The sequence below is a fragment of the Amphritea sp. genome, from assembly GCF_016744155.1.
Classification (GTDB): Bacteria; Pseudomonadota; Gammaproteobacteria; order Pseudomonadales; family Balneatricaceae; genus Amphritea.
Map to the genome: position 1 here is coordinate 37,334 of NZ_JADGEW010000002.1, position 22,832 is coordinate 60,165.

Annotated in this window: 19 protein-coding genes; 14 read left to right on the top strand and 5 right to left on the bottom strand. The window is 45.7% G+C overall.

All coding sequences use genetic code 11. From position 1 onward, the window contains the following. The first annotated feature begins 29 nt into the window (after positions 1 to 29). From QZZ54_RS02840 to QZZ54_RS02850, 3 genes are all read left to right on the top strand, one after another. Positions 30 to 1,796, top strand: a complete 1,767-nt coding sequence (locus QZZ54_RS02840; RefSeq protein ID WP_290698290.1) for an EAL domain-containing protein — start codon at positions 30 to 32, stop codon at positions 1,794 to 1,796. A gap of 324 nt (positions 1,797 to 2,120) precedes the next feature. Beyond that, a complete protein-coding gene (locus tag QZZ54_RS02845) occupies positions 2,121 to 3,344 on the top strand; it encodes a tetratricopeptide repeat protein (protein ID WP_290698292.1) in 1,224 nt (407 codons plus the stop codon). Between the two features lie 8 nt (positions 3,345 to 3,352). Then, positions 3,353 to 5,023 carry a FecR domain-containing protein gene (locus QZZ54_RS02850; protein WP_290698295.1) on the top strand — a complete coding sequence of 557 codons (1,671 nt, stop codon included), beginning with the start codon at positions 3,353 to 3,355 and terminating at the stop codon, positions 5,021 to 5,023. A gap of 13 nt (positions 5,024 to 5,036) precedes the next feature. Here the strand turns inward: QZZ54_RS02850 and QZZ54_RS02855 are convergent, their stop codons facing one another. Beyond that, positions 5,037 to 5,798 carry a 3',5'-cyclic-nucleotide phosphodiesterase gene (locus QZZ54_RS02855; protein WP_290698297.1) on the bottom strand — a complete coding sequence of 254 codons (762 nt, stop codon included), beginning with the start codon at positions 5,796 to 5,798 and terminating at the stop codon, positions 5,037 to 5,039. Positions 5,799 to 6,011: 213 nt separating this feature from the next. On the opposite strand from QZZ54_RS02855, the gene QZZ54_RS02860 reads away from it, so the two are divergent. Further along, positions 6,012 to 8,207: an adenylate/guanylate cyclase domain-containing protein gene (locus tag QZZ54_RS02860; RefSeq protein ID WP_290698299.1), complete on the top strand. Its 2,196-nt coding sequence runs from the start codon at positions 6,012 to 6,014 to the stop codon at positions 8,205 to 8,207. 58 nt (positions 8,208 to 8,265) lie between these two features. Here QZZ54_RS02860 and QZZ54_RS02865 read toward each other — a convergent pair whose 3' ends face one another. Next, positions 8,266 to 9,885, bottom strand: a complete 1,620-nt coding sequence (locus QZZ54_RS02865; RefSeq protein WP_290698301.1) for an HD domain-containing phosphohydrolase — start codon at positions 9,883 to 9,885, stop codon at positions 8,266 to 8,268. Positions 9,886 to 10,111: 226 nt separating this feature from the next. On the opposite strand from QZZ54_RS02865, the gene QZZ54_RS02870 reads away from it, so the two are divergent. Beyond that, the gene (locus tag QZZ54_RS02870; RefSeq protein WP_290698304.1) at positions 10,112 to 10,780 is read left to right on the top strand and encodes a cupin domain-containing protein; all 669 of its coding nucleotides are present in this window, start codon (positions 10,112 to 10,114) and stop codon (positions 10,778 to 10,780) included. A 6-nt stretch (positions 10,781 to 10,786) separates the two neighbouring features. Further along, complete coding sequence (locus tag QZZ54_RS02875; RefSeq protein WP_290698307.1) at positions 10,787 to 11,638, top strand: hypothetical protein; 852 nt, start codon at positions 10,787 to 10,789, stop codon at positions 11,636 to 11,638. Between the two features lie 13 nt (positions 11,639 to 11,651). Here QZZ54_RS02875 and QZZ54_RS02880 read toward each other — a convergent pair whose 3' ends face one another. Next, positions 11,652 to 12,455, bottom strand: coding sequence for an AraC family transcriptional regulator (locus QZZ54_RS02880; protein WP_290698310.1), 804 nt, complete (start codon positions 12,453 to 12,455; stop codon positions 11,652 to 11,654). A gap of 126 nt (positions 12,456 to 12,581) precedes the next feature. Here QZZ54_RS02880 and QZZ54_RS02885 point away from each other — a divergent pair, with 126 nt between their 5' ends. The 8 genes from QZZ54_RS02885 (at position 12,582) to QZZ54_RS02920 (ending at position 21,325) form a co-directional block, all read left to right on the top strand. Further along, complete coding sequence (locus tag QZZ54_RS02885; RefSeq protein ID WP_290698313.1) at positions 12,582 to 13,541, top strand: ornithine cyclodeaminase family protein; 960 nt, start codon at positions 12,582 to 12,584, stop codon at positions 13,539 to 13,541. A 23-nt stretch (positions 13,542 to 13,564) separates the two neighbouring features. Beyond that, positions 13,565 to 14,884, top strand: a complete 1,320-nt coding sequence (locus tag QZZ54_RS02890; RefSeq protein WP_290698316.1) for an FAD-binding oxidoreductase — start codon at positions 13,565 to 13,567, stop codon at positions 14,882 to 14,884. A 363-nt stretch (positions 14,885 to 15,247) separates the two neighbouring features. Next, on the top strand, positions 15,248 to 15,994 hold the full coding sequence (locus QZZ54_RS02895; RefSeq protein WP_290698318.1) for a TetR/AcrR family transcriptional regulator: 747 nt from the start codon (positions 15,248 to 15,250) through the stop codon (positions 15,992 to 15,994). Between the two features lie 96 nt (positions 15,995 to 16,090). Continuing rightward, the gene (locus QZZ54_RS02900; protein ID WP_290698320.1) at positions 16,091 to 18,421 is read left to right on the top strand and encodes an MMPL family transporter; all 2,331 of its coding nucleotides are present in this window, start codon (positions 16,091 to 16,093) and stop codon (positions 18,419 to 18,421) included. After that, a complete protein-coding gene (locus tag QZZ54_RS02905) occupies positions 18,408 to 19,199 on the top strand; it encodes an outer membrane lipoprotein-sorting protein (protein ID WP_290698322.1) in 792 nt (263 codons plus the stop codon). Before QZZ54_RS02900 ends, QZZ54_RS02905 begins: the two co-directional genes overlap by 14 nt. A 1-nt stretch (position 19,200) precedes the next feature. Continuing rightward, positions 19,201 to 20,403 carry a hypothetical protein gene (locus tag QZZ54_RS02910; protein ID WP_290698324.1) on the top strand — a complete coding sequence of 401 codons (1,203 nt, stop codon included), beginning with the start codon at positions 19,201 to 19,203 and terminating at the stop codon, positions 20,401 to 20,403. A gap of 118 nt (positions 20,404 to 20,521) precedes the next feature. Beyond that, positions 20,522 to 20,983 (top strand): NAD(P)H-dependent oxidoreductase, encoded by a 462-nt coding sequence (locus QZZ54_RS02915; RefSeq protein ID WP_290698327.1) that lies wholly within the window; start codon positions 20,522 to 20,524, stop codon positions 20,981 to 20,983. A 105-nt stretch (positions 20,984 to 21,088) separates the two neighbouring features. Beyond that, positions 21,089 to 21,325 (top strand): hypothetical protein, encoded by a 237-nt coding sequence (locus QZZ54_RS02920; RefSeq protein ID WP_290698331.1) that lies wholly within the window; start codon positions 21,089 to 21,091, stop codon positions 21,323 to 21,325. A 55-nt stretch (positions 21,326 to 21,380) separates the two neighbouring features. Here the strand turns inward: QZZ54_RS02920 and QZZ54_RS02925 are convergent, their stop codons facing one another. Next, the gene (locus QZZ54_RS02925) at positions 21,381 to 22,313 is read right to left on the bottom strand and encodes a DMT family transporter (RefSeq protein ID WP_290698334.1); all 933 of its coding nucleotides are present in this window, start codon (positions 22,311 to 22,313) and stop codon (positions 21,381 to 21,383) included. After that, positions 22,294 to 22,755, bottom strand: coding sequence for an Lrp/AsnC ligand binding domain-containing protein (locus tag QZZ54_RS02930; RefSeq protein WP_290698337.1), 462 nt, complete (start codon positions 22,753 to 22,755; stop codon positions 22,294 to 22,296). The genes QZZ54_RS02925 and QZZ54_RS02930 overlap by 20 nt, the downstream gene beginning before the upstream one ends. Positions 22,756 to 22,832 lie beyond the last annotated feature (77 nt).

Below are 22,832 nucleotides of genomic sequence, written 5' to 3' on the forward strand. Positions count from 1 at the left end.
AGATATAAAATAGGGACGGGTCAAACAGTATGAATCAAATGCGAAAAGCCGGAGCTCGAAGTGAGTTTCAGGATGCACTGATTATGATGGTTGATGATGAACCTATCATGATGGAGATCGTACAGGCTCATTTGGAAGATGCTGGATATAGTAATTTTATCAGCGTTGAAGATTCTCGAGAGGCATTTGATGTACTAACCCACCGTAGACCCGATATTTTGTTTCTCGACCTGGTTATGCCTGAGGTGAGTGGCTTTGATGTACTACGCCGTATTCGTGACTACGATGAGTTTGCTTACCTACCGGTGATTGTTCTTACCTCTTCAACAGATTCCAGGTCTAAATTAAAAGCGCTTGAACTAGGGGCAACTGACTTTCTGTCGAAACCCGTAGATGCCAGTGAACTGAAGCTTCGATTGCGAAATACACTGACCGTTAAAGCCTATGTTGATCAGTTAGCATCTTCCGATGCGCTAACGGGCTTGCCAAATCGTAAATCGATACATGAGAAAATTGTCTGGGCGCTGAAATATGATCAGATGAATGGGTATAAAACGGCGTTATTGAATATCGGATTGGATCGTTTTGGTGAAATTAATGAATCTTTAGGAATACATAATGGCGACATGCTATTAAAGCAGGTTGCATTGCGTATTAGATCAGTAATTGATCAGCGTAATAAACTGCTAGCGACCAACCACAGAGAAACAGAGTTAACGGTAGCGCGCTTATCTGGAGATGAATTTGGTGTTCTTGTCCCTTCATTTTATCAGGATGAACATGCGGCTTCACTAGCGACTCAGCTACGCAGTGAATTAGGTAAAGTGTATAGAATTGATAACCACGATCTCTATATTTCCGCTTCAATTGGTATTGCGGTAGCGCCTAATGATGGACTGTTAAGTGATGACCTTATCAAAGCATCAGGCACCGCGATGCGTCAGGTTAAGCTTGGAGGCTTGACCAACGGCTTCAGTTTTTACTCTGGAACTTCGAGTTTAGATTTGCAGGAAAAACTCGAATTAGAAACGGACCTTCACACTGCGTTGGAAAACGATGAGTTGATGTTGTTCTACCAACCGAAGGTCGATCTGATCACAAAGCAGGTAACTGCGGCTGAAGCATTAATACGGTGGAAACACCCTACAAAAGGATTTATATCTCCTGCTCAGTTTATTCCACTTGCTGAAGAGAACGGGTTGATTTTGTCGATTGGTGACTGGGTTCTGAATGAAGCTTGCCGGCAGGCTGAAATTTGGCACAGCTCAGCTATGACTGATATTAAAGTATCGGTGAATGTATCTGGCCAACAATTTAAAGAGGTTACCTATCAGAAAAGGGTTCAGCAAGCGCTGGAGAGTTCGGAGTTACCGCCGTCTCTTTTGATGCTTGAGATGACTGAAAGTCTGGCGATGAGTGATGTTGAGTCGAGTGTTGAGCTGTTCGAAAGTTTAAAAAAATTAGGTGTTGGGCTATCTATAGATGATTTTGGTACGGGGTATTCCTCACTGAGTTATCTGAAAAAATTCCCGTTGGATGAGCTAAAAGTGGATCGATCTTTTATTACCGGTATCCCGGAAAATAAAGATGAAATTCAGCTAGTGCAAGCGATTATCGCGATGGCCAAAGCGTTAAGGCTATCTGTCGTCATTGAGGGAGTAGAAACAGCTGCTCAGCTTAACCTGTTACAAGCGACTCAAAGTGATCTGATTCAGGGCTTCCTTTTCAGTAAACCGTTGCCGGCAGATCAATTTGCTGAATATGTGATGAGTAACGTTTCTAGGTCTCAATTCTGACATTGTCATTTTAAGATAAAGAGTTAGCTTGGCTGACTATAGCGTGAACAGGTTCGTGCTTCTTGTAGCACAAAGAGTTGTTTGGAGGTTGTCTCATGAAAATCTCACTTAATCACTCCCCAAAATCGGTACAAACATTGTTTTTTTGTATGCGTTCTTCATTATAGTTAGTAATAACTGGGGTTAGATTAAGGTAGGCTGTTAGCAAGCTGACCTTCACAGACTGAATTATTAGGAGTATCTACATTGCTTAAACTGCCAGGAGTACTGCTCCTAACAGCTCTTTTCAGCACGAACAGTTACGCTGTGGCCAGCGGTGCGGATATGATTAAAGAGCTGCTGGATGCTGGTCGTTTTAATGAAGCTTATGAGCTGGCAATGACCTATTTGAGTGGTTATGAAGGTGATCCCGAATTTGATTTTCAGTATGGTGTAGCCGCAATTGATAGTGGCAATGCCAGTGAAGGGGTATTTGCGCTTGAGCGGGTGGCATTCACCGACCCTGACAACCCATTGGTCAGACTTGAGTTAGCTCGGGGCTACTATTTGTTGAATCAGCTTGGAAAAGCTAAACAACTGTTCGAACAGGTTTTGCAACTTAACCCTCCCGAAAATGTACAGATACGTATAGCAAAGTATCTGCAATTAATTGAGCAAAACTCTTATCCAGTTACAAAGGTTGCTGGCTTTGTCGAGATCTGGCGTGGATTTGATAACAATATTAACTCAGGGCCAGAGTCTCAGACTGACTTAGTTACGTTATCCGACGATGCACTTGGCCGAGGCGATCAGTTTAATCGAGTGCGTGTTAAGGGCAGTATCGTCCACCAGTATCAGATAGATAGAAAATTGGATTTTAGTTTAGGTGGTAATTTCCGCTATTACGATACAGAGACTGAACAGGATTACGGTACCGTTACTATTAACGGAGGCCATACATGGGCGGATAAGAAGGATAGATACCGTCTGGGTGGGGTAATGCAGAAGTATATGCGTGATGGCAAAAGTTATCGCGACCTCTTGGGCATTAACGCGAGTTGGACGCATTCACCGAATAAAGACTCTCAGCTAAGGTTATCTACCGGCGTTAGTTCTCTTGATTATGTTGATTCCAGTTGGAAAGACGCTACTCAATATCATCTGCAGGGTAATTATTTTCAGGCCGGAAAGGGAAGTTGGCAGCCCGTCTGGTTTGCCGGCTTTTTTGTTGGCGAAGAAACACCTGATACTGCCGGGATACTTGCAGACTCTCAAGTAGACAGATTTTTCTGGGGCTCAAATATCGGGGTGCAGCTACAGCCTAGATCTGATCTGATATTAACTCCGGTGATCACTTATCAATCCAGTCGCTATAAAGGGGAAGACTGGCTTTATGCAGTGAAACGCCAGGATGACTTTACGATGTTGAATGTAAATCTAGAATGGGCATTGGAGAATAATTGGGACTTGCTAGCCAATATAAGTTCAAACCATGCGAATTCTAATATTGAGTTGTATGAATACGATCGTCAGCAAGCAATGCTGGGTCTGCGATACAGTTTTAAGTGAGGTAAGGTATGAGATCTCTGTTATTGACGTGCATATTACTGCTTAGCTCGGGCTTGCTGTCGGCGGCAGAAGTTGTTGGCAGTGTGATTTTAAGTATGGGTGAGAATATAGCCATAGCAGCTGATGGTAGTGAGCGGGTATTGAAACGTCAGTCAGAAGTGTATGCCAATGACCTGTTGAAAACAGGGGAAAAAGGGCTGTTACAGTTACGTTTCAGTGATGGCTCTAGGTTGGCTTTAAAACCATCTACAGAGTTTCGTATTGCTGAGTACAATTTTGATGAGAAGCAACCAGAAGAGGGAAAGGCGATTTTTCAGTTGTTAAAGGGAGGGATGCGTACGATTTCAGGCCAGATTGGTAAATCTCAAAAAGAAAATTATAGGTTGGAAACAACCGTAGCGACTATTGGTATTCGGGGTACCCATTACGGTGTCGAATACATAGATGAAGGTATCTATTGTGAAACCATTGAGGGAGCTATTGAGGTAACGACTAAGAAGAAAAGTGTAGTGGTGAGTGCCGGAGAAGGAGCCTGGTTGAGCAATAACGGCAATATCATAAAAGGGGACGCAACAGGGCAAACTGGAGACTATGTTTTACAAACTCGGCGTCAGACCGGTCCCGGATCGACGGCCGACAAACTAGATGCTATTTCAGATGACACAGGCGTTATTCCTGCTGCTGATCCCGAGCTTGAGGGAATCGATATTGATTCATCTCAATCAGCAACACCTCAGACACAACAGGTAGTGGCTCCTGACCCAACTGGCATCGGGAGCGCTAGCCCAGCAGGGGCACTTACGGCCGTTGCTTTTACGGAAAATAACCTCGCGAGTGGGCGAAGAGCGGGGAGTGGGTCTGTATTGGTGAATAGTAGTTCAGCTATAAATGTTGATAGTTCAACAGGTACTGGTGATCTGGTGACCGGTATCAGTTTCATAGACTCTAAACCAAATACGACTGCTAACGCTTGTTCCCCCTGCGAGTTTACAGGGGGAAATAATGTTGGATTTGTTACTGGCGTTGGCAATCTGACGTTAGGTGGGGCAAAGCTAAGCTGGGGGCGGTGGAACTCTGGTTTTGGACTAACCGAGAACGGTACTGCTCAAGCTTTAGAAAATACTTTTCACTTTATGTACACCGATAGCCTGACTACACAGGCGCGGCTAGACGTATTGGAAACCGCTCGCAGCGGTTCCTATTTATATACCTACAGTACCGGTTCTACTAATTTAACAGCTCCTGAAGTCGATACTGGTGCTACTGGTGCGCTGGTGGGATATGGAGTAGGAGCCACACCAGCAGGCCGCCTCTATGCCGGCAGCTATGTGATGATGAATTGGGATTCTCTGGAAATTGAGCAGGTTAGTTTGATAGCCAATGTGAACGATGGTGCTGGCATTCGTAATTACCAGCTTACTGAACAGTCTGGTGTGACAACTACTCTGAACGATGTTCTTCAGGGGGGGGAGATGCAGCTTACGGGAGTCTGTAGTGGCGGTAATTGCTCTGTCGGTGTGAACGATACGACTATGAGCGGTCAAATGACGTTTGATTTGGTGGGTGCTCAGGCTGATGGTGCGATCACCAGCTATGGGGCAACTGGAAGTAGTCCGGTTAATCAGGATATTACCCTGACGGGTACAGTGCTGCTTGATAGTAGCGGTCCAGCTCCATAAATGTCAGCCGATTTCAGATCAGATTGATCACTTCTCCATGGTTAAGTCGGTCGATCTGATGTTGCGGAAGTAGCTGATGGCATTGCTGCATAATAATATCTTCAATACCTGGTTTCAGGTGCGTGATCGCTATGCGAGGATCTATTCTTAATTGCTGGATCTGTTGTGCAAGCAATGATGGTGTCAGATGACCACTGAGGCGAGCCAGTTCTTCTGACTCGTCAGTAAATGATACATCTATAATCAGCAGGTCAGGCTTTCGGCTGTTAAGAATTGACCAAAGAGCATCATTGATCCCGCTATCTCCTGTGAAAGCAAAGCTGTGTTGACCATCACTGACCAGATAACCTGCTGTGGGGGTTGGATGTTGCGCAGGTATGACTTCTATCTTTTTCTTCTGTATTAACAGTGTCTCACCGATATTCACACTGTGCATATTAATAATGGGTCGTTCTTCGGGTAAAACAGTATAATCGGGCCAGATCGTCCAATTAAAAATATGCTGTTTGAGTGCGGATATGACTTCAGGTAGAGCGTAGATATTGATCGGTCTTTGGTGGAGATCAAATATTGTCGCCAGCATCAGGGGTAGCCCGATAATATGATCCAGATGGGCATGGGTAATGATAATATCGCGAATGTTTAACATCCGTTCCATCGTTAGCAGTTCAACGCCGGTTCCAGCATCTAGTAATAGAGAATCGTCGATAAGAAAGGTGGTGGTTTTTAGTCCCTGACCGATACCCCCGCTACATCCTAGAACCTCTATTTTCACATCTGTCTCCGTCGATTTGAAAAAGTCTTATTATAAGTCTCGTTAATCATACTTTTATATCACAGGCGGTAACCTGCTTATAGCGGTTTGATCGCTTCAGTGCTGATAATGAGAGGTTTCACACTCGTTGTTATCAACTCTAAGGATATGATTAAACTAGATAAGATGTTCTACTCTCAATAAAGCTCAATACTGCTGTTGCTGGAGCAACGTATGAAACAACGTAAAATCCGTACATTATTGGGATTACTCTTGACTGTGATGATGTTGGTTCCGGTTATCCAGGATAATCGACCCGCGTTGTTACAGCGTTTCGAGTATGACCTCTATGATATGCGGTTAATACGATTCCTCAAGGAAGACCAGGACCCTCGTATCGTGATTGTGGATGTGGATGAGAAAAGTCTTGCTGAACAGGGGCGTTGGCCCTGGAACAGAGCCAAGCTGGCACTTCTGTTAGATCAACTGTTTGATCGTTATGGTATTGCTATTGCGGGCTTCGATATGGTCTTTTCAGAGTCAGATAGTAGTGTCGATCTGGAGCAGCTGAAAGACTTAGTCTTTAATTCAAAACAGGTGCTGGATCTGAAATCGATTTTACAGCAGTTAGATCCAGATCAGCGTTTGGCGGATGCTATTCGCGAAAGGCCGGTGGTGCTGGGATATCTGTTTGATCGGAGCAGACGTGAGTTATTAGTGGGCGATCCGGGAACCGCTGTCATTAGCGTTAATCCTACACTTGATCTACAACCAATCCCTGAAGCCAATGGGCTAATTGCCAGCGTAGATGCCTTGCAGAGTCAGCAACTGCACAGTGGTTTTTTTGATAACCCGATGGTCGATAGTGACGGTGTTTACCGAAGGGTATCGTTGTTGCAACGGTATCATGGTGAGTATTATCCCTCTTTAGCTCTGTCGATGTGGCTCACACTCTTCGATGAGCAACAAGTGAAGCCTGAATTCGAGTCTGATATGACAGGAGAGCATCAGGCGTTAGTATCGATTCGGGCCGCCGGGCAGTCAATTCCGGTAGATCAGACGGGCGCTTTACTGGTGCCTTATAGGGGAGGGCAGGGCAGCTTTCCTTATGTTTCTGCGACCGATGTGATTACTGGCAAAGCTGATGCCGCTCAGCTGGAAGGAGCCATTGTACTGATCGGAACCAGTGCTGCCGGCTTGCTGGACCTTCGGGTAACCCCTATGAGTAGTCGTTATCCTGGAGTGGAGGTTCATGCGAATATTCTCTCTGGACTGCTGGACGATCGGATATTCAGTGAGCCGGACTATACACGGGGAGTAGAGATTGTTCAGCTGATTATCAGTGGCTTGCTTCTATCAATTCTAATTCCGCGTACATCTGTAGCTTTCTCTACGCTGATTACAGTGATTTGGACCGCATCTCTTATAGGCTTCAATCTATATGCATGGCAGAGCCTTTTTTGGGTAATCCCAATAGGCTATAGCTTGTTGTTAGTACTACTTCTTTATCTGTTTCAGCAAACAACTGGGTATTTCTTTGAAGCCCGGAATATTCAGCAGTTGGCAGGTCAGTTTGGTCAGTATATTCCACCTGAGGTCGTACTGGAGCTAGGTCGTCAGGACGAGGGTGTGCAACTTAGCGGTGAAAATAGAGACATGACCATAATGTTCTCTGATGTCAGGGGATTCACCCGGATTTCAGAGCAGCTAACACCACAGCAGCTCACCCGTATGATGAATATTTACCTAACGGAGATGACTCGAATCATTCATCAGCAACGGGGCACTGTTGATAAATATATTGGTGATGCTGTGATGGCATTCTGGGGTGCTCCGTTAAATGATGATGACCATTCGTTACATGGACTGGATTCAGCACTGCAGATGCTGCAACAGCTACCGGGCCTGAATAAACGTCTTGTTGAGGAAGGCCTGCCTGAGATTGAGATCGGGATAGGTGTGCATTCAGGCACTATGAGTGTCGGTAATATGGGGTCAGAGTTCCGTATGGCTTATACAGTGATGGGAGACGCCGTTAATCTGGCTTCCCGGCTCGAAGGGTTGACCAAATACTATGGTTGTCCGTTACTGGTGAGTGGTGATATGCACTCACGGTTGCCTAGTTATTTGTATCGGCAGATTGATCGGGTAAAAGTGAAAGGTCGCCATGAAGCAGTTGAACTGTTCCAGCCGATGTTAATAACAGGAGCCACTGCTTCGGATTTAACTGAACAGGTTGATCAGTTTAACAAAGGGGTGACTTTGTATCGTCAGTGTCAGTGGCAGGAAGCACAAGAACTGTTTAAGTTATGGTTAGTCTGGTATCCGAATGACCGAACGGCTGAGCTGTATCTGAACAGAATTACTGCGTTCCAGGAGAATGACCCGGGACCAGAGTGGACCGCAGTGTTTAGTCATCTGGAAAAGTAGAACGTCGAAGTTTCTATAGCGATCTAGGGTAGAGGAATATAGGGTTAAGCTGAACGGGCTAGTCTAATAAGTATGGAGGTTTGCGTTTCTTCAAGCCAGGAAGCTTTGACAGGTCTACAGTATCGATCTGACGAGGGGCCATATGACTGTGAGCATATTCCAGATAGGCCCCACTGTTAACAAATACGTTGAACAGGTCAGCATCCAGATGATTTTCTTTAACCATACGACCGATAATATTCATCGCTTCCGATAACAGCATTCCCTTTTTATAGGGTCTGTCAGGTGAAGTGAGTGCTTCGAAAATGTCCGCAATACACATAATTCGTGCACGCAATGAAATCTGGTCTCCTTTTAAGCCTCTCGGGTAGCCGCTACCATTTAAGCTTTCATGGTGGTTACAAGCTATTTCAGGTACTTGCGACAGGTATTTAGGGTAAGGGAGTGACTCCAGCATATCGATTGTTACTTTAATATGGTCGCGCATCACCTGGATTTCATTTTGCAACAACGTCCCTTTGCGAATACAGAGATTTTCTGTTTCATCTTTTGTGAGCAGTTGGCGAAGATTTCCTTCATCATCAGTCCAGCTAATAGCAGATATTTGTATAATCCTCTCAACATCGGCATCGGCCATAAATTCAGTTCCGGTATTGCTTTGGCGTAGGAATGCGATATCCCTATCGACCTGAACACAATCTGCTTGGAGCTGTTTATCCGCTTGTGCAAGATCATTATCGGTAAGTGACTGAGCGCTTCTTAGGTGGTTGAGTTGTAGTTGGAGCTTGTATTCGCGGAAGCGTGATATAACCAACTCTATACGATCAAACATCGTATGCAGTTTGGTTGCTTTATCGATAATGTACTCGGGAGACGTTATTTTTCCACAGTCGTGCAACCAAGCCGATATGCGTAGCTCATACATCTCTTGTTCGCTGAACTGTGTATCAAGAAATCGTTTATCCAGGCTACTGTTAACTGCATTGGCAAGTAGCATTGCAATTTCAGGAACCTGTTCACAATGTTTCCCTGTTACGGGGGATTTGTGGTCGATTGCGCGGCCCATTAATTTAATAAAAGATTCAAACAGTTCTTTCTGGGCATCAATCAGACGTCGTTTAGTCAATACCGTGGCTGCAAGAGAGGCCAACGACTCGACCAGATGCTGCTGATCTTTGGGGAATGCAATGACATTGTTATCTTTGTCCATCGCGTTGATTAACTGCAGTACTCCGATAATTTCCCCTTCATGGTCCTGTAGTGGCACACAGAGAAATGACTTCGAACGATAACTTAGCTGTACATCAAACTTACGAGTGCCGGAAAAATCATACTTGTCCGAACAGTAAGCATCAGGAATATTGATTGTTTTTTGTAATGCAAAAGCTTGTGCTACGACTAAGTTTGAAACCTGCTTCTGCGTGTTGAAAATTTCGACGGTTGGCAGGTCTCTGGGTTTACGATGTATTCCGAGTGAGCGGTTATGAAGGATTGTGAAATGTAATTCGTTAGAATTACCTTCTTCAAGGGTATATAGGGTGCCGCCATCCGCGTTAGTTAGCTGCATACAGCCAAGGATAATTCTATCCAGCAGCAGAATATGGTTTTTTTCGGTCGTCAGTGCACTGGTTAGATCGGCAAGTTGCTTAATGATTTCATGGGTATTCAGATGGTGCATTGTCTACTAACCAGATAATTGTTCAGAATTAATATTCAATGTGACGCTGGTGGGTTGCGGAGTCAAGTTTAACCGAGGGGAGAAGTCACCAAATAGGGTAAATATAGTGCTTATTCTTGTTATTATCCGTAGCGAATATTGCAGAGAGGAATTTATGTGCTAGAAAGGCAATAATTAGATGAATTTTTATGACATTGACGTTTGAAGAAAGCCTGCTGGAGTTTTTATGTTGAATATGGATTTTACCCAATCAGTTTCCATTGATACCCATAACCGTGAATGGGTTGCCAGTCCAATGTCAGGGGTCTGGCGCAAACCATTGGCCAGAGAGGATGCAGAACAGGGTCATGCGACCAGTATTGTTCGTTATGACCCGGGGGCTTCCTTTTCATCTCACGGGCATCCAAAAGGAGAGGAAATTCTAGTACTGGATGGTGTTTTTTCTGACCAGACTGGCGACTATAATGCCGGCACCTATTTCCGTAACCCTGAAGGTTTTAGTCATGCCCCTTTTAGTCAGGGCGGCTGTACGATTCTGGTTAAATTGCATCAGTTTCAATCCGATGATTCAGTTCATCTGGCTATTCAGACTAATAATGAGCAGTGGCGTCGGGTTAATGACACGCTCGAACAATTGGATCTGCATCGGCACAAAGATGAGCAGGTGTTTATGCTACGCAGTCGTGCCGAAACTGAAACCTCCCTTGCTGAAGCGCAAAATGGCCTTGAACTGTACGTTATTAGCGGTGAACTGCGAGAAGAGGGGCAGGGTTATGGCGCCGGGTGCTGGTTGCGTCGCCGTCCTCTGGATGAAGAATCCCCCAACGGCTCTCAGGAAGGCCGTTATCAATTAAGTCCCGGCACTCTGGTCTGGATCAAGATTAACCATCTGTAGGGCTGTATGCGTATTATATTCAGTCGTAAAGGGTTTGATTCCTCTTCGGGAGGATGTCCCAGTCCTATTTTACCCGATGGGCGATTGCTGACGTTGCCGATTCCTGACTTAAGGTCGAAAATCAGTTATCGGGATCTGCAGTTGGAGGGTGTCAATCCCGGCAGGTTGGTTTCGCAGCTAACCCGATCAAAGATCAAAGGCAGCAGCGGTGCGCATCTTGATCCCGATCTTAACGCCGGACACCTTCCCAGATTACCTGGCTGGCGGCCTGTGTTGGGACAGCACGGCTCAGCTCAGGGGCATCTTCACAAACAGGGGGTTGAGTCCGGCGACCTGTTTCTGTTTTTTGGCCTGTTCCGAGATGCTGAAATTAGTAATCGCCGTTGGCGTTTTGTTCCTGGAAGTAAACCTAAGCATATTATTTGGGGTTGGTTGCAGATCGATGAAATTTTGCATGTTGATAGTCTGGATAACGATTCCTATCCATGGCTGAAGTATCATCCCCATCTGCATGGCGAACCCGATAAGGGTAATACCTTGTATCTGGCCCGTAATTATCTGTCACTGGCAGGGTTGGAGGAAATTTCAGGAAGTGGAATCTTCGATCGGTTTGATCCCCGTTTGCAACTGACTCAAACAAGTTCAGATAAACCCAGTCAGTGGCAACTACCGAAATGGTTTTATCCTGAAGATCGTCAACCGCTTAGCTACCACTCAAAAGCTGAACGGTGGCAGCAGGACCATTCCCATTGCCTGTTAAGCGCTGTAGCCCGGGGGCAGGAATTTGTGCTGTTAGCGGATCAGTATCCGGAAAGTGCAGACTGGATTGAGAACCTTCTAGCAGCAGTGAAGGCTTGAGTCTTAATAGGTACTAGCTTGTCATTTTTCGGGCGTTACCGGGAGTGATGTTGAAGTATCGTTTAAACGCTCGGGAGAAACTAGAGGTGTCTGAAAAACCCAGCTCATCCGCCAGTATTCCGGGCAGGATATCGCTGTTTTGCAATAGGTAGCGCGCTCGGTTCATGCGACGTGACATGATATATTGTTGAGGTGTCTGGCGTAGTTCCTTCTGGCATAGATAATAAAAATGACTTTCACTCAGGTTTAGGGCGTTAGCTAGTTCGAGGTTGTTTGGTGGAGTTGAAAGACGCTGATCAATGTAACTGTTTAGTACGCTTCTGTTGAGTCGACGATGACTACTCTCTATCACCGTAGTTGATGAGTATTGCTGGCATAACTGGGTTATAAAAAGTGTAATTAGCTGACAGTTAATCTGGTATCGACTTTGCTGATTGATCAGATGATCTCCCTTAGCCAGCTGATTGGCAGCAAAGTCTAACAGCGGTAACAATTCAGGGGAGAGCGTAATGAATTCGGGACTTTGTAAAATAGTGTCTTTGAATGAAATATTGCAGCTTTGTTCCAACGCCTGGATATAGGGGTCGAAGGGGGCAAGATCAATGACTAACAGCTCACTATTATCATTTAAGCCACAGAAAAGGTGTTTCTCGCTGTCAGGGACTATCGCCAGGGTTCCTGATGATATCTGCCCACTCTCTTTGACAAATTCACATTCCATCTTGCCGTTCAAGCCAATCAGGATCTGAGCGAAGTCGTGCAAGTGCTCGCCACTCTGACGAGCAATTAGATTACGGCGTGCCTGGCTCTCTTTCATAGGCTGACTATCCAGATTAAAACAAGATGCACCAGAGTCTGAGTCAAAAGCTTAGTAGCCTCAGTCAACTGCTCTGCGTTATTACCAGCTAAGATTACTTAAAACCGGATTATAAGAGAAACCGTTATGCAATTGAATGCTATTCAGATCCGTGAGGCACTGCCCTGGGATCGACTGATCGAAGCACTGAATGATATTTTTACTAAAGATGTATGTGCGCCGGTTCGCCATCATCATAGCATCAACGTTCCGAATGATCCTGAAGCGACTTTATTGTTAATGCCAGCATGGCTGGAAGGGGAGTATCTGGGCGTTAAAATGGTTAATGTTTTTCCTGGCAATAACAATCGAGGGTTTCCCGGGTTAAACAGTAACTATATGTTGTCTTCCGGGAAGACAGGCCAGCCTTTAGCCCAGCTTGATGCTAACGAGTTAACCGCCTTACGAACGGCTGCAGCATCGGCAATGGCATCCGAGTATCTGTCTAAAGAAAATGCCTCTGAGTTATTGATGGTTGGCGCTGGGCGTATGAGCCGCTATCTGATACCTGCACATATGAGCGTACGGCCGATTAATAAAGTCCGGGTCTGGAACCGAAATGAGTTAGCTGCCGCTGAATTAGTGGCAGAGCTTAAAGCGGATGGAGTGGATGCTGAGGTATGTCCGCTGAATCAGTTGGAAGTAGCGGCTCGCAACGTCGATATAGTCAGCTGCGCCACTATGTCGACTTCGCCTTTGATTAAAGGTGAATGGTTAAAACCCGGCGCTCATCTCGATCTTGTGGGTAGTTTTACGCCTGTTATGCGTGAAACCGATAACACGGCTATGCAGCGGTGCAGTGTATTTGTGGATGTTCGGGCAGGAGCTTTGAGTGAAACTGGTGATCTGATTATTCCGATCCGAGAAGGTGCTATCACTAAAGACAGTATCATCGCTGAGTTTACCCAGCTTTGTCGGGGTGAGCACAAAGGTAGACAAGCTCTGAATGATCCTCAAAACGCGATAACACTGTTTAAATCTGTGGGTGATTCCAGAGAAGACCTAGCGGCTGCGGTTCTGGCCTATCAGCAGTCACTGCCGGCGTAAGATTATGATATGAGGGTATTTGAATGCTGCACACTGAATTTGGTCAAAAGGGTAAAGAGGTTAAGGCTTCCTTAGGGGTCATTGGTTCGGGCATCATTGGGCTTTGTACCGCCCTTGAAGCGCAGCGAAATGGTTACCGGGTAACTTTGTTTGATCGAGATGAACCGGGTCTGGGTGCTTCTTTCGGTAATGCCGGTTTTCTGGCGACGGAGTTAATAGAGCCTCTATCTACTCCTAAAACTTTACGCTCTGCGCTGACGCTTTGGTTGAACCCAAATGGGCCTCTGTCGTTGCCATTACAGTACCTGATAAATATAGCTCCCTGGTTGGTCAAATTTATAAAAGCAGCTAAACCTGAATCCCTTGCCAGTAGCCGTCATGGATTGATTCAATTGAACCAAAATTCTATAGGTGCGTGGCAGCGCTGTCTGGATGATATTGGTGCCAGTGAACAGATTGTTAAATCGGGTTATCTATTGGTCTGGGAGTCGTCTTCGAAGCTAGATGAAGCGTTGAAACAACAGCGCTGGTTGAGTGAAAACGGGATAGTAACTGAATTGGTTCAGGGAGAGCGATTGGTTGAATTGGAACCTGCGCTGAAAGAAACCGTCAGTCATGCGCTCCATTTTCCAGAAGCTTGTCGGGTTCGTGAGCCCTATGAATTATGCAAATTACTGTTTAGTTCTTTCATGGCCCGTGGGGGGACGTTTATTCAGGAGGAAGTTAAACAGATTACGCCCGGTACTGGTCAGTCTTCCCTTAAGGCCGGAAGCAAAATAGAAAGTCAGATAGAAGTTAAGACCGGCACCGAAACAGAACCTTACTCATTTGAAAAGGTAATTGTCTGTGCAGGTGCCTGGAGTAAAAAACTGTTGGAAGGGGTTGGGTTACATGTACCCCTTGAGGCTGAGCGGGGTTACCACCTGACGATTCCAGAAGCCGGGGTCATGCTGAATCACTCGATCGGCTCGGCAGAGCGAAAGTTCGTCATGGGGCCGCTGGATAGCGGACTGAGAGTCGTGGGTATTACTCAGTTGGGAGGTCTGAAACTAGGGCCGTTTAAACACTGTTTTAATATTTTGCGTCACAATAGTTATAAGTTGTTGCCTGAACTGAATAATCCATCTTTGAACATTACTGAATGGATGGGGCATCGGCCAACCCTGCCAGATTCATTGCCTGTTATTGATAGACATCCCCAGTGCCCGCAGCTGCTGTTTTCCTTTGGAAATCAACACCTGGGGTTGACTCATGCAGCCTTGGCGGCCGAACTGGTTATTCAGCTGATGCAAAACAGCACTACGAAGATGGATCTGTCACCCTATCGGGTAAATCGATTTTAGCCTGTAGTACAAAATCAGACCTAAAAAGAGGGGATTAAGCAGACATGAGCTTTTTAACCAATGGCGTTTCTTTTTGTACAGTAATCTCTACCAAAGTATTCCACTGCTTTGATTGTATTAAGGTCTGTTGGACTCTGCTTTTGAATACCGTATCCTAAATTTATAAACGTCAAATTATCGTTCTCAATAAAAATTGCTGTAGCCCTTATCAAACAGGGCTTAGAGCAATGTAACCTTATGCTAGATTAAATCTCAATCTCAACTTACATCATCAAAAGTACATCAAAATTACGTGGATCAGTCTTGCATTGTTCAAAAACAGACCTATAATGACGAATCGTCATTATAGGTAGATAACCCCGAATGAGCCCACGTCAGATTGATCAAAACACCTTGTTTGAGCGAGAGAAGGAATTGCTCGATGCTGCGATGTTGCTGATTAAGCAGCAGGGTGTAGAAGGGCTGACAATGGATAAGCTGGTAAAGCAGGTGCCTTTTTCCAAAGGTACGGTTTACAGCCATTTCACCTGTAAAGAAGATTTACTGCTGGGACTCTGTAATAGGGGGATGGGCATTCTTGGGGCGCTGTTTATGCGTGCCGGAAAGTTTGAGGGTACTACCCGAGAACGAATTATTGCGATTCATTTTGCTTATCTTCTCTATTCTCGTCTGTATCCAATGATGTTTATGCTGGTTATCTCGGCTAAATCACCAGGGGTTACAGAAAAGTCGTCGACGCGTAATCGTGAGATGCATCTGCAACTTGAGGCGAGTTTGACCACCGGCATAATCAGTATTATCACTCAGGCGCTGGCAGACGGTGAGTGTAATAACCCGAATAACCTGGCTCCTGAACAAATTGCGTTTGCCAATTGGTCATCAGCGTTCGGTACCATTGCCTTGTTGAGCAAGGATTTTGAACAGTGCGGCATTCGTGCACAGATGCAGAGTGAGCAGGCATTGCTTGCCAATGTGAATCTCATGTTGGATGGCTTGCAATGGCAACCTTTATTTTCAGCGTTTGATTACACGCAAACACTGGACCGGCTTCGAATTGAAGTTTTTGCTCCTGAGGTAGGTCTTCTGGATGCTCAGGAACAAGCGCTGTAGTGTTTATTTACGCTGCAGCGGAAGAGTAATAAAACTGCGACGCTTGCGTCGTTTTTTAAAACATATTAATGACGATTCGTCAGTATGGGCAAGGGTATGAAGGATAAATTATTTGTTTTCGTCCTCAAACATCCAATCTGGGTGTTGTTGACTGCTTTGGTGCTAGTAGTAGGTGCTGCAGCTGGTGCTAAAAATCTGGTATTTAAGAGTGACTACCGGGTGTTTTTCAGTGCGGATAATCCGCAGCTGATCGCCTATGAGTCGATGCAGAATATCTACAACAAGAGTGATAATGTCGCATTTATAATAGCGCCTGCTGATGGCAATGTATTTACAGAAGAAACGCTGAATGCTGTCGGTCAGATCACCACCGATGCCTGGCAAATACCCTATTCGACCCGCGTTGACTCAGTTACCAACTTCCAGCACACCTGGGCTGAAGAAGACGATATGATCGTTGAAGATCTGGTGCTGGAAGATGTTGAGCTGACATCTGAAAAGCTACAGAGTATTAAAACGATCGCTTTGAATGAACCTTTGATGCTCAGTAAGCTGATTTCAGCGCAGGGACATGTCACCGTTGTGAATGTAACGGTGCAGCTCCCCGGGGTGAATCCGGTTGCTGAAGTGCCTGAAGTGGTTGAAAAAGTGCGTGAAATTCAGCAAAAATATATGGCTGAAAATCCTGGCCTGGAGATCAAGTTGTCAGGTATCGTCATGATGAATAACAGTTTTGCCGAAGCATCATTGAATGATAACGCGACACTTGTTCCCGCCATGTTCGGGGTGGTCATCGTGTTAATGTTGATACTGCTGCGCACCTTTACCGGTACTATTTCTACAGTCGTTATCATTGCTGCCAGTATTGCGGGTGCTATGGGACTAGCGGGTTGGGGGGGATTGTATCTAACCGGCCCTTCTGCGGGTGCGCCTACTATGATTCTGACCCTGGCGGTGGCTGACTGTATTCATATATTAAGTACCATGTTCTACGAAATGCGCCACGGTGTTGAGAAGAAAAAGGCATTGATGGACAGTCTGCGGATTAACTTTCAGCCAATCATGCTAACCAGTGTGACGACGGCAATCGGTTTCCTGAGTATGAATTTCTCGGATTCACCACCTTTCCGTGATCTGGGAAACATCGTGGCAGTCGGTGTAATGTTGGCGTTTATATTGTCAGTGACTCTGTTCCCTGCGCTGCTGATGTTGTTGCCCATCAAGGTCAAAGTACGCACTGAAGAAGACAGTGACTATATGCGTTCGCTGGCGGGGTTTGTTACCGGAAAACGTAAACTATTGTTGCCATTGATGAGTGTGATAATGGTCAGCCTGATTGTCTTTCTGCCGCAAAACAAGCTGAATGACGACTTTGTTAAGTACTTTGATACCTCTGTGCCATTCCGACAGGCGACAGATTTTATGCAGGATAACCTATCCGGTATGACTCAGTTGGAAATCTCGGTTAACAGCGGCGAATCCAGTGGTATCAATGATCCGGCTTATCTTTCAATGCTGGGTGATTTCACTGAGTGGTTGCGGGCACAGCCAGAAACCGACCATGTGAACACCATTACAGATACGCTAATGCGCTTGAACAAGAATATGCACGGGGATGATGCGGAGTATTATCGTCTGCCACAGAGTCGCGAGTTATCTGCGCAGTATCTTCTGTTGTATGAGATGTCGTTGCCCTATGGGCTGGATCTTAATAACCAGTTAAATGTGGATAAGTCTTCTACCAGGCTCGTCGGTACCTTTAAGAACATGACCAGTAATGAATTGGTGCTACTTGAAACACGGATTCAGGGTTGGTTTGTCGACAATGCACCGGGGCTGGAAGCTCAGATTACCGGACCTAACCTGATGTTTGCTCATATCAGTCAACGTAACATTATCAGCATGTTGTCCGGTATAGCGATGGCACTGGTGCTAATCTCAGTGTTGCTAGGGTTCGCGTTACGCTCGGTGCGCTTTGGCCTCATCAGTCTAATTCCTAACCTGGCACCAGCTGCCATGGGCTTTGGTATGTGGTATCTGATTGACGGTCAGGTTGGCTTAGGTCTGTCTGTTGTGGCAGGTATGACATTGGGAATCGTGGTGGATGATACAGTCCACTTTCTGAGCAAGTATCTGCATGCACGTCGAGAAAGAAATGCCGACAGTGTTGCTGCCGTACAGTATGCCTTTGGTAGTGTAGGTCGGGCGTTATGGATCACAACTTTTGTGCTGGTGGCCGGCTTTATGGTACTGGCGCAATCAAGCTTTAAAATTAATGCGGATATGGGCTTTCTGACTGCCCTGACAATTCTGATTGCACTGATTGTAGATTTCTTATTCCTGCCGCCGTTGTTAATGAAACTGGATGGCGTTAAAGAAGAAACAAAGATTGCCGTTGAGCAAGGAGAGACTGATGAAGTTAAGTAGTTCTATGAATCTGATTTTGGCTGCGGTCTTGGCTGTTAGTACACCGCTGATGGCGCAAACACCGGAAGAGCGCGGCCTGGAAATTTCCCAGGAAGCTAAACAACGTGATCTGGGCTGGGGTGATATGCAGGCCGATATGTTGATGGTGTTACGAAACAAGCAGGGTCAGGAGAGTGTCCGGGAAATTCGTCTCAAATCACTAGAGCAAGAAAATGATGGCGATAAAAGTTTGTCTATTTTTGATAAGCCAAGGGATGTAAAAGGTACTGCTTTTCTAAGTTTCTCGCATCCAGTCGGGGCAGATGATCAGTGGCTCTATTTACCTGCCTTGAAACGAGTTAAGCGGATCGCATCGCGTAACAAGTCTGGCCCATTTATGGGTTCTGAATTCGCTTTTGAAGATCTGTCATCTTTCGAAATTGAAAAATATAGCTATAAGTATATTCAGGATGAGGCTTGTGAAGCGGGGCAATGCTTCGTAGTAGAACAGTACCCGGTAGACAAAAACTCAGGTTACACTCGTAGAGTTGTCTGGTTGGACCATGATGAATATCGTATCAGTAAAGTTGAGTTCTATGACCGTAAAAACAGTTTGCTGAAGACGCTGACATTTCAGGGTTACCAACAATATCTTGGTAAATACTGGCGTGCAGATCTGCAGCAAATGACTAACCATCAGAATGGTAAAAGTACCGACCTGAAATGGACTGGCTACAAGTTTCAGTCTGGACTAAATGACTCTGACTTTAATAAGAATACCCTGAAACGGTCTCGATAAGATGAACAAACAGCTGTTTTCTGCAGGGTTAGCGGTCCTGTTACTTAGTGGTACAGCTCAGGCTGAAGAGGTCTTCTTTGAAGCCACTGGGAAACTATCGGGTGAGTTTCGTGGCTACTTTGATGAGGGGAAGTTTTCTGGCCAGGATTATCAAACCGGCACCTCATTTGCGATTGAGCCTGAACTCTTCTGGGAGCTGAATGGTGGTAGTGACACAGTCACTTTTACACCATTCTACCGTGTTGATCAGCATGATGAAGAGCGCACTCACGGAGATGTACGCGAGCTGAGCTGGATTCATGTGGCTGATGACTGGGAGCTACGAACCGGCCTGCGCAGGGTTTTTTGGGGTGTCACAGAGTTTAATCACTTGGTGGATGTGATCAATCAGACCGACGCTGTTGAAGACAGTGATGGTGAAGATAAGCTAGGTCAGCCGATGGTTAACCTCTCTCTGGTGAGAGACTGGGGTATCGTTGATCTATTTATACTGCCAGGATTTAGAGAGCGCACCTTTGCTGGCAATGATGGTCGCCTGCGTAGTGGTTTAGTGGTTGATACCGAAAATGCCCGTTATGAGTCAAATGATGGAGATCAGCACATTGATACCGCGGTTCGCTGGAGTCAGAGTTTTGATCTGTATGATGTCGGCCTTTATTGGTTCAAAGGTACTAATCGTGATCCTCGCTTTGAATTAGGGGTGAATAACGCTGTACCGATTTTGGTGCCCGTCTATGAGCAGATGGATCAGATCGGTTTTGATGGTCAGGCGACCATCGAGAACTGGCTCTGGAAGCTGGAATTGCTGTGGCGTGACACATCAGCTGAGCAATATACTGCGATGCAGGCAGGGGTTGAGTATACCTTTTATGGGGTAGCTGAAAGCGCTGTTGATTTGGGTGTGTTAGCTGAATATGGCTGGGATGAACGAGGTGAAAACGCCGATGCCAGTTTTCAGAATGATCTGTTTATTGGTAGCCGGATTACTTTGAATGATGAGGCTAGTACTGAGTTTTTGGCAGGTTTAGGTTATGACATCGATTATCAAAGCCATAGCCTTTTTGCTGAAGCCAGCAGTCGCTTTGGTGAAAACTGGAAAATCAGTCTGGATGCCCGCGTATTTGATGCCGGAGATAGTAAGGACCCTATAGTCAATATTGAGCAGGATGACATGGTTCAGCTGACAGCGGATTACTATTTCTGATAGTTTTGATTTTTCTGTTAAACCGCCTTCATGGCGGTTTTTTTATAGCGGTATACTCTGTCTATGCTGACTTGATGCTATTGTATAGTCAACTGACTGAGGGCTTCAGGAGTTGTCTATGAAACAGTTGCTGGTGGTGGCGCATGCTCCCTCTGAAAATACCCGTTTGATGGCTGAGGCTGTTGTGAATGGAGTCAACCACCCTGATATCGAGGGTGTAGCTTGTCGCTGGCTAGCGCCTCTGGAAGCGACCCCGGAAGACCTTCTCAGTTGTGACGGGATTATACTTGGGACAACTGAAAACCTGGGGTATATGAGTGGTGCTTTGAAAGATTTTTTTGATCGCTGTTACTATCCCTGTCTGGAACAGAAGCAGGGGTTGCCTTGCGCTCTTTATGTGCGTGCAGGGCATGATGGTACTGGTACCTGTAGAGCGGTTGAAACGATCTGTACTGGCTTGCGATGGAACTGGATTCAGCCACCTTTAGTCTGTCGGGGAGAATGGCAGGAGCAATTTCTAGATCAATGTGAAACCTTGGGTACGACCATGGCGGCGGGTCTGGAAATGGGGGTTTATTGATCTGATACCCTATTTTGGTCATCAGAAAAGACTTGTATGAGTTGTGCGGCGCACAATTGGATATTATACTAACGTCTAAATTTTGATCAGCCAAAGGGCTTACAAATGAAGAATGTGGTGTTTACCGGTGTTGAATGTGATGACCGTCGTATAGCTGGCGAACTGCAGGCGATGGGCTATTTTGATGAGCAAGGCAAAGAGTCAAAATCTACATTTAGTAAAATGGTTGAAGCAGTGGGTAATTTTGTCACCTGGATGCGTTGGAAAGGTGAAGTTGGTGTATATGGCTGTCGTGTTGCTGCTGATCATGCCCGCTATATGGAAGCCAAAGTAAGCGCGTAATCTCTTAGTATACAGATGATAAAAGCCGCTCCCATGAGTGGTTTTTTTATGCTTATTAGCGGTGCTTTAAACCTCTGGGCTTTAATCGAATCTGCTGGAATAAAACCCCTCCGATAATCAGAATCAGGCCAATTACAGTTGATGCCATGATCGGCTCATCTGCTATCGTTGCCAGTAATATCAATGATAATGGTGGCGACAGGTAAACCAGGTTACTGAGCTGAGCGGTATTGTCGGTCATCCGCATCGCTTGCATCCACAGCAAAAAGGCAAACCCCATCTCAAAAGTGCCGATATAAATACCCCCGGCGAGTGCTTGCCAAGGAACTAGGATAAAAGCGTTCTGCCATAACATCAGAGCACTGAGTATCGGTAAGCTTAGGCCAAAACATAGCAGCAAAGAGACCACCGCATCTCGGGGTTTACGGGTATTTAAAATCCAGTAACCCGCAAAGAAAACAGAGCTTCCCAAGCCGAGCATCACGCCCAGAGGATTCTTGAAATCAAGAGCCAGAAGCTGACCTTGAGTAGCAATGACGATCACACCGCTATAAGCCAAAACTATGCTGATCAGGTTCTTGAGGGTGAATCGCTGCCCAAGAAAAGGTACAGCCATAATGCTGAGCACTACGGCCCAGGTATAGTTCAGCGCCTGGGCCTGTTGGGCTGGTAACATATCGTAGGCAGCAAACAGAATCAGATAGTATAGGGTCGGATTAAGCAGAGCCAGAATAAGAAAATATCCCGGTGATTCCTGCATGTATTGACGGGCCAGCGAGAATTTATTTTGCAGCAGCGTTGCCGTAAAAAGAATCACGAAGCTGGTGGCAACAGCTATCCACAGCATCTGCAAAGGGCTGATAAGCGATAGTGTTAGTTTGAAAGCGGTAGCAACCGTCGACCACATCAGGACAACGGTTAGTGCCAGTATTAAAGATTTACGGTTCAAGCGAGTCTTTGTTTCATCATCAGAGTAGTTGTGACTCAATATCCTTCACATCTTCCATCACTACAAAGGTACTGGTTTGAGTGACATAGGGGAGTGATGATATCTTTTCACCCAGTACTTCCCGGTAAGATTCCATGCCTCTTGTCCGCACCTTTAACAGGTAATCGAAGTTGGCAGCAATCATATGGCATTGCTCTATTTCAGGAATGTCCCGAACCGCGTCATTAAACGCCTGCAGTGCTCGAGTCTTAGTATCACTTAGAGAGACCTGAACAAAGGCAACATGTTTTGTACCTAGTTTTTTTTGATCCACCAGCGCTATATAGCCCAGAATGTACCCTTGTTCTTCAAGCCGCTTCATGCGGATCTGGCAGGGTGTCTTTGACAGGCCTACCCGGGATGCAAGCTCAGTGACAGTGATACGGGCGTTTTTCTGCAGTTCACGCAGAATGGCCATATCGAGTTTATCCAAATTATCCATATGTTTTCACTGTTCTGGTTGTTCGTTTGTTTTAATTCTTATTCTAAAAAGGATACGACTATGAAAAGCAAAAATAC

Bases quoted from the DNA above. Each gene is read 5' to 3' on its own strand.
- QZZ54_RS02915 (WP_290698327.1), top strand. From the start codon at position 20,522: ATGAAACAGTTGCTGGTGGTGGCGCATGCTCCCTCTGAAAATACCCGT.
- QZZ54_RS02905 (WP_290698322.1), top strand. From the start codon at position 18,408: ATGAAGTTAAGTAGTTCTATGAATCTGATTTTGGCTGCGGTCTTGGCT.
- QZZ54_RS02885 (WP_290698313.1), top strand. From the start codon at position 12,582: ATGCAATTGAATGCTATTCAGATCCGTGAGGCACTGCCCTGGGATCGA.
- QZZ54_RS02895 (WP_290698318.1), top strand. From the start codon at position 15,248: ATGAGCCCACGTCAGATTGATCAAAACACCTTGTTTGAGCGAGAGAAG.
- QZZ54_RS02840 (WP_290698290.1), top strand. From the start codon at position 30: ATGAATCAAATGCGAAAAGCCGGAGCTCGAAGTGAGTTTCAGGATGCA.
- QZZ54_RS02860 (WP_290698299.1), top strand. From the start codon at position 6,012: ATGAAACAACGTAAAATCCGTACATTATTGGGATTACTCTTGACTGTG.
- QZZ54_RS02910 (WP_290698324.1), top strand. From the start codon at position 19,201: ATGAACAAACAGCTGTTTTCTGCAGGGTTAGCGGTCCTGTTACTTAGT.
- QZZ54_RS02865 (WP_290698301.1), bottom strand. From the start codon at position 9,885: ATGCACCATCTGAATACCCATGAAATCATTAAGCAACTTGCCGATCTA.
- QZZ54_RS02900 (WP_290698320.1), top strand. From the start codon at position 16,091: ATGAAGGATAAATTATTTGTTTTCGTCCTCAAACATCCAATCTGGGTG.
- QZZ54_RS02880 (WP_290698310.1), bottom strand. From the start codon at position 12,455: ATGAAAGAGAGCCAGGCACGCCGTAATCTAATTGCTCGTCAGAGTGGC.
- QZZ54_RS02845 (WP_290698292.1), top strand. From the start codon at position 2,121: ATGATTAAAGAGCTGCTGGATGCTGGTCGTTTTAATGAAGCTTATGAG.
- QZZ54_RS02850 (WP_290698295.1), top strand. From the start codon at position 3,353: ATGAGATCTCTGTTATTGACGTGCATATTACTGCTTAGCTCGGGCTTG.
- QZZ54_RS02890 (WP_290698316.1), top strand. From the start codon at position 13,565: ATGCTGCACACTGAATTTGGTCAAAAGGGTAAAGAGGTTAAGGCTTCC.
- QZZ54_RS02920 (WP_290698331.1), top strand. From the start codon at position 21,089: ATGAAGAATGTGGTGTTTACCGGTGTTGAATGTGATGACCGTCGTATA.
- QZZ54_RS02875 (WP_290698307.1), top strand. From the start codon at position 10,787: ATGCGTATTATATTCAGTCGTAAAGGGTTTGATTCCTCTTCGGGAGGA.
- QZZ54_RS02930 (WP_290698337.1), bottom strand. From the start codon at position 22,755: ATGGATAATTTGGATAAACTCGATATGGCCATTCTGCGTGAACTGCAG.
- QZZ54_RS02870 (WP_290698304.1), top strand. From the start codon at position 10,112: ATGTTGAATATGGATTTTACCCAATCAGTTTCCATTGATACCCATAAC.